5 protein-coding genes are annotated in these 5,932 nt (G+C 70.8%); all 5 read right to left on the bottom strand.

What is annotated here, in order from left to right:
- Window positions 1–46 precede the first annotated feature (46 nt).
- Complete coding sequence (gene glgX, locus HKK72_RS34930; RefSeq protein WP_187238684.1) at window positions 47–2,212, bottom strand: glycogen debranching protein GlgX; 2,166 nt, start codon at window positions 2,210–2,212, stop codon at window positions 47–49.
- A 231-nt stretch (window positions 2,213–2,443) separates the two neighbouring features.
- Window positions 2,444–2,953, bottom strand: a complete 510-nt coding sequence (locus HKK72_RS34925; protein WP_187238683.1) for a GNAT family N-acetyltransferase — start codon at window positions 2,951–2,953, stop codon at window positions 2,444–2,446.
- 44 nt (window positions 2,954–2,997) lie between these two features.
- Window positions 2,998–3,414 carry an acyl-CoA thioesterase gene (locus HKK72_RS34920; protein ID WP_315987599.1) on the bottom strand — a complete coding sequence of 139 codons (417 nt, stop codon included), beginning with the start codon at window positions 3,412–3,414 and terminating at the stop codon, window positions 2,998–3,000.
- A gap of 96 nt (window positions 3,415–3,510) precedes the next feature.
- On the bottom strand, window positions 3,511–5,136 hold the full coding sequence (locus tag HKK72_RS34915; RefSeq protein ID WP_187238682.1) for an isovaleryl-CoA dehydrogenase: 1,626 nt from the start codon (window positions 5,134–5,136) through the stop codon (window positions 3,511–3,513).
- Window positions 5,126–5,731 carry a TetR/AcrR family transcriptional regulator gene (locus HKK72_RS34910; RefSeq protein WP_187238681.1) on the bottom strand — a complete coding sequence of 202 codons (606 nt, stop codon included), beginning with the start codon at window positions 5,729–5,731 and terminating at the stop codon, window positions 5,126–5,128. Before HKK72_RS34910 ends, HKK72_RS34915 begins: the two co-directional genes overlap by 11 nt.
- Window positions 5,732–5,932 lie beyond the last annotated feature (201 nt).

Here is a 5,932-nt window from a genome sequence, read left to right as displayed (position 1 = left end):
TCAACTGCATGATCACGACGGGGGCCGCGCCCCTCGGGGCGGGGGGTCAGGCGCGGCGGAGCAGGACCTGCAGCGACCGGCTCGGCACCTTGACGCGGTCCCGGGCCTTCACCGGTTCGCGCTCGTCCACGTTCCGGGGATGGGCCGTGTCGAGGGCGAACTCCCAGCGCTCGCCGAACTCCGAGCCCGGAAGCGTGAAGGAGATGTCCTCCGAGTGCGCGTTGATCAGTAGCAGGAACGAGTCGTCGCGGACCCGCTGTCCCCGCGGACCCGGCTCCGTGATGGCGTCTCCGTTGAGGAAGACGCCGAGCGACTTGGCGTAGCCGGTGTTCCAGTCCTCGTCGGTCATGTCCTCGCCGGTCGGCGTCAGCCACGCGATGTCGCGGACCCCGTCACGCCCCGACTGCGGCCCCTGGAAGAACCGCCGCCGCCGGAACACCGGATGATCTCGCCGCAGCCGCGACAGCGTGCGCACGAACTCGAGCTCGGCGACGTCGCGCGCGTGCGACCCGTTCGAGGGCGGCGCGCCCTCAGGCTCCTCCTGGGGCTCGGCCCAGTGCACCCAGGAGATCTCGTTGTCCTGGCAGTAGGCGTTGTTGTTGCCCTGCTGGGTGCGGCCGGACTCGTCGCCGGCCAGCAGCATCGGCACGCCCTGTGACAGGAACAGCGTGGCCAGGAAGTTGCGCTTCTGCCTGGCGCGCAGGGTCATCACGGCCGGGTCGCCCGAGTCGCCCTCGGCGCCGGAGTTCCATGACCGGTTGTCGTCGGTGCCGTCGAGGTTGCCCTCGCGGTTGGCTTCGTTGTGCTTGTCGTCGTAGGAGACCAGGTCGGTGAGGGTGAACCCGTCATGGCAGGTGACGAAGTTGATGGAGGCGACCGGCCGCCGGCTGCTGTGCTCGTAGAGGTCCGACGAGCCGGTCAGCCGGGAGGCGAACTCGGGCAGCGTGGAGTACTCCCCGCGCCAGAAGTCGCGGACGGTGTCGCGGTACTGGCCGTTCCACTCCGTCCAGAGCGGCGGGAAGTTGCCGACCTGGTAGCCGCCCTCGCCGACGTCCCAGGGCTCGGCGATCAACTTGACCTGCGAGACCACGGGATCCTGCTGCACGAGGTCGAAGAAGGCCGCGAGCCGGTCCACGTCGTGCAGCTCCCGGGCCAGCGCCGAGGCGAGGTCGAACCGGAACCCGTCGACGTGCATCTCCAGCACCCAGTAGCGCAGCGAGTCCATGATCATCTGGAGTGAGTGCGGGTGCCGCGCGTTGAGGCTGTTGCCACAGCCGGTGTAGTCGACCAGGTAGCGCTTGTCGTCGTCGCGCAGCCGGTAGTACGAGGCGTTGTCGATCCCGCGGAACGACAGCGTCGGGCCCAGGTGGTCGCCCTCCGCCGTGTGGTTGTAGACCACGTCGAGGATGACCTCGATGCCCGCCTCGTGCAGGGCCCGCACCATCGCCTTGAACTCCAGCACCTGCTCACCGCGCTGGCCGGAGGCGCTGTAGGCGTTGTGCGGTGCCATGAAGCCGATGGTGTTGTAGCCCCAGTAGTTCGTGAGCCCCCGCTTGACGAGGGAGTGCTCGGGCACGAACTGGTGCACGGGCATCAGCTCGACGGCCGTCACCCCGAGATCCACCAGATGTTCGATCAGCGCCGGGTGGGCGAGCCCCGCGTAGGTGCCGCGCTGTTCCTCCGGGATGGCCGGGTGCAGTTTCGTGAGGCCTCGCACGTGCGCCTCGTAGATCAACGTCTCGTGGTACGGGGTGCGCGGCGGCCGGTCGTCGCCCCAGTCGAAGAACGGATTGATCACCACGTTCTTCGGCATGTACGGCGCGCTGTCGTCGGTGTTCACGGCCTGCGGATCGGAGGGATCCGGGTGATCGAACCGGTAGGAGAACAGCGCCTCGTGCCAGCGCACCTGCCCCTCGATGGCCTTGCCGTACGGGTCGAGCAGCAGCTTCGCGGGGTTGCAGCGGTCTCCCAGCGCCGGGTCGTAGGCGCCGTGCACGCGATAGCCGTACCGCTGGCCGGGGCCGATGCCCGGGAGGTATCCGTGCCAGACGAATCCGTCGGTCTCGGTGAGCTCGCAGCGGATCTCGTCGCCGTTGTCGAACAGGCAGAGCTCGACGCGCTCGGCGACCTCGGAGAAGAGCGCGAAATTGGTACCGGTGCCGTCCCAAGTCGCGCCAAGGGGGTACGGCTGCCCGGGCCAGACCTCGCGCATTGCCAACTCCCTGTCCGAATCCGCGGTGGTCACGGCCCCTTGTCACGTCCCGTACCCGCAGGCGTACGCGAACAGCACCAGAGTTTACCCAGGTCGCCAGTTGACTTCATCAGACTTCACCCGTATGGACGGGGAAAGTGATCACTCGGCGCCCGTCCACGGGCCGTGGCCCGCCGTCCCGCTCCGTGGCGCAGGCATGACGCATGGTGATGATCGTGAAAGCGGCTCGCCTCAGCCGCGCCAGACGACCTCGTCGCCGGCGTACTGGTCGGTGGGGTGCAGGCCGATGTGCCTGGCGACTCCGGCCGACGCGAGGTTGTCGGGGTGGATGTTGGCGACGAGACCGGCCACCGAGTGGTCCCGCAGCCAGCCGGCCAGGGCGGCGGCGGCCTCACAGGCGTAGCCACGGCCTTGGAACGGCACGCCGATCACCCATGCGACGCTCGCCTGGGGGCCCTGGGCGCCGGGCGTGACGGTCGCCTGCACGGTGCCGACCGCCTGGATGTCGTCGTTCCTGCGGACGACCCAGTTGAGCCAGCCCTCCTGGTGGAACGGCGCGGGCCCCGCGACGAGGCGCTGGTAGCGGGCGCGCAGCTCGGCGAGAGTGGCCGGTTCGCCGCCCATGAAGGCGTGCAACTCGGGGTCGCCGAGCACCTCCCTCATCTCGTCGGCGTGGCTCACCGTGAGCGGCTCCAGCGTGAGCCGCTCGGTCTCGATGGTCTCTGCGATCGGCCCGAACACCCTCTGACCCTATGCCGACATGCCGCCCCGCCCCGCCTCGGCCGTCAGCCCAGGCTGAGAACGGCCGGATCGCCTGCGAGTGAGCGCAGACGGCCGCCCGGGTCGGCGACCAGCCGGCGCTCGCGGAGATCGAGCAGGCCCGCGATGCCGGTGATCTCGGCGGCGAGCGTGCCGTCGAGTTTGCGCACCTCCTGCCGGATGCGGAACGTCTTGCCGGTACCCCAGATGAACTCGCAGCTCACGTCGGTCTCGTCCCCGCCGCGCAGCTCCCGCTGGAACCGGATCGTGCACTCCAGCTGCACCGGGCCGATCCCGGTCGAGAGCATCTTGTCGCCGGGAATGCCCGCGGCCCGCAGGCATTCCCAGCGGGCGTGCTCGGCGTACTGCAGGTAGACGGCCTGGTTCAGGTGTCCCTGGGTGTCGAGCTCGTAGCCGCGGACGGCGATCCGGACAGTGAACACGATGCTCCAATCGTGGCACGGGGCCACTGTGACGGCGTGCCGCGGGCTCCGCGGCGTCATCGCCGCTCTCGCGCCGGCCCCGCGGAACGGGCCGGATCATCCGATCTTGGGGGCGGCCCGTTCGATCAGCGTGCCGTGGTCCAGCCCCGGCGGGAGGGTGCCGTAGGCGCGGCCCCAGTCGCCGGCGAGCCGCGACGCGCAGAACGCGTCGGCGACCGCGGGATGGCCGTGCCTGACCAGCAGCGCGCCCTGCAGGGTCAGGGCCATGCGCTCGACGATCCGGCGGGCCCCTGACTCGATGTCGCCGGTGTCGCCCAGTGCGGTGCGCAGCGACCGTACGGCCTCGTCCAGCCGGCGGTCCGAGCCGGACGCGGCGTCGAGTTCGGCGAAGAAGGCCTCGACCGCCTGCGGCTCCCGGGTCATCGCGCGCAGCACGTCGAGCGCGGCGACGTTGCCCGAACCCTCCCAGATGGAGTTGAGCGGCGACTCGCGGAACAGCCGCGGCATGCCGGAGTCCTCGACGTAGCCGTTGCCGCCGAGACATTCAAGGGCCTCGGCCGCGTGCGACGGCGCGCGCTTGCAGACCCAGTACTTGCCGACCGCGAGCGCGAGCCGCTTGAACGCCGACTCGGTGTCGTCGCCGCGTACGGACCGGTCCGTTGCGCCCGCCAGCCGCGTCATGAGGACGGTCGCCGCCTCGGACTCCACCGCGAGGTCCGCGAGCACGTTGCGCATCAGCGGCTGTTCCACGAGGTAGCGGCCGAAGGCCCTGCGGTGCGAGGCGTGATGGACGGCCTCGACCACGCCGTGCCGCATCCCGCCCGCGGCGCCGATCACGCAGTCCAGCCGGGTCATGTTGACCATCTCGATGATCGTGCGGACGCCCCGCCCCTCGTCGCCGACCCGCCAGGCGACGGCGCCTTCGTACTCCACCTCGGCGGACGCGTTCGAGCGGTTGCCGAGTTTGTCCTTCAGCCGCATCAGCCGGAGCGGGTTCAGCGAGCCGTCCGGGAGCACTCGCGGCACCAGGAAGCAGGTGAGCCCGCCGGGGGCCTGCGCGAGGGTCAGGAAGACATCGCACATCGGCGCGGACGTGAACCACTTGTGGCCGGTGAGCCGATAGTCGCCGTCGGCTGAGGGCACGGCGCGGGTGGTGTTGGCGCGCACGTCCGAGCCGCCCTGCTTCTCGGTCATGGACATGCCGGCGAGCAGTCCCGACTTGGTGAGCGGCGCACGCAGCCCGAAGTCGTACGACCCGGCGGTGAGCAGCGGTTCGAACCGCTCGGCCAGCTCGGGGGCCTGGCGCAGGGCGGGAACGGCGGCGTAGGTCATCGAGATCGGGCAGCCGTGCCCGGCGTCGACCCGCCAGACGTAGAACTTCGCGGCCCGGGCGACGTGCGCGCCCTCACGGGTCTGCGCCCACGGCGCCGCGTGCAGTCCGTGCGTTACGGCCGTGCGCATGAGCTCGTGCCAGGCCGGGTGGAACTCGACCTCGTCGATCCGGTCGCCGTACCGGTCGTGGGTGCGCAGCACGGGCGGGTGCTCGTTCGCCAGCCGGCCCAGCTCCTGCGCCTGCCGGGTGCCGGCCAGCCGGCCCAGCTCATGGACCTCCTCGGCCGCCCAGCCCGCGCCCTCGCGGTCGAGCCCGTCGAGCAGGGCGGGGTCGTCGGCGGCGTCGTGGCCGACGAGCGGGGGGACCTGATTGATCACTTCATGTGTCATGGCCGGCTCCTACTGCGCGTTGGGCGAAGGCGATGAGTGCGGGGATGGTGTCCGGTCCGGCGGAGCCGGCGGCGAGCGGGCCGACGAGGGCCTCTCCGATCGCGCCGACCAGGGCGGCGGCGCTGACCTCGACGTCCTGGGGCGGCAGCTCGCCGTCGGCGACGCCGTCGGCGATCACCTGGGCGAACGTGGTGTGGTTCAGCCGGCGGAAGATCAGGCGTTCGGCGTCGACCGCCGGGTCGACGGGTTCGGCGAGCAGTGCGTAGGCCTGCCGCGGGGCGCGCAGCGCACGGCCCGCGAACGTCTCGATCATGGCCGCGATCCGCGCCGGGGCGCCATGCTCCTGTTCGGCGGCTCGGATGAGGGCGTCGGCCTCCCGCTGCGAGACCGTGCGGAACACCTCGGCGACGAGCGTGGCCTTGGCGGGGAAGTGGCGGTAGACGCTGCCGGTCGCGATGCCCGCCCGTTCGGCGACGGCGGCGACCGAGCAGCCCGCATAGCCGTGCTCGGCCAGGAGGGCCAGCGCGGCGGACAGGATCCGCTCACGGGACGCGCTCAGCCGGGCCTGCACCCGTGCGGTTCTTCGGTAGGCCACCTAAGAATTGAACCGCAGTTCATTCCTTTATGCCAGCCCGCACGTTCACACGGACCGGAAGGATCATCCTCTTGACGGATGGGCGCGATCATCCCGTTCCGATAGCGTGACCGGCATGACGTCGCCCGCCGAACCCGACGGCGTGATCCCGGAAAAGCCGTCCATCCGGGCCTCGGACGCCGAGCGCGAGGCCGTCGTCGA

The sequence above is a fragment of the Actinomadura sp. HBU206391 genome (assembly GCF_014323665.1).
Lineage (GTDB): Bacteria > Actinomycetota > Actinomycetes > Streptosporangiales > Streptosporangiaceae > Actinomadura_C.
Note: the sequence above shows the minus strand (reverse complement) of the source record. Positions and strands in the feature narration are given on the sequence as shown.

Bases quoted from the DNA above. Each gene is read 5' to 3' on its own strand.
- glgX (WP_187238684.1), bottom strand. From the start codon at position 2,212: ATGCGCGAGGTCTGGCCCGGGCAGCCGTACCCCCTTGGCGCGACTTGG.
- HKK72_RS34915 (WP_187238682.1), bottom strand. From the start codon at position 5,136: ATGACACATGAAGTGATCAATCAGGTCCCCCCGCTCGTCGGCCACGAC.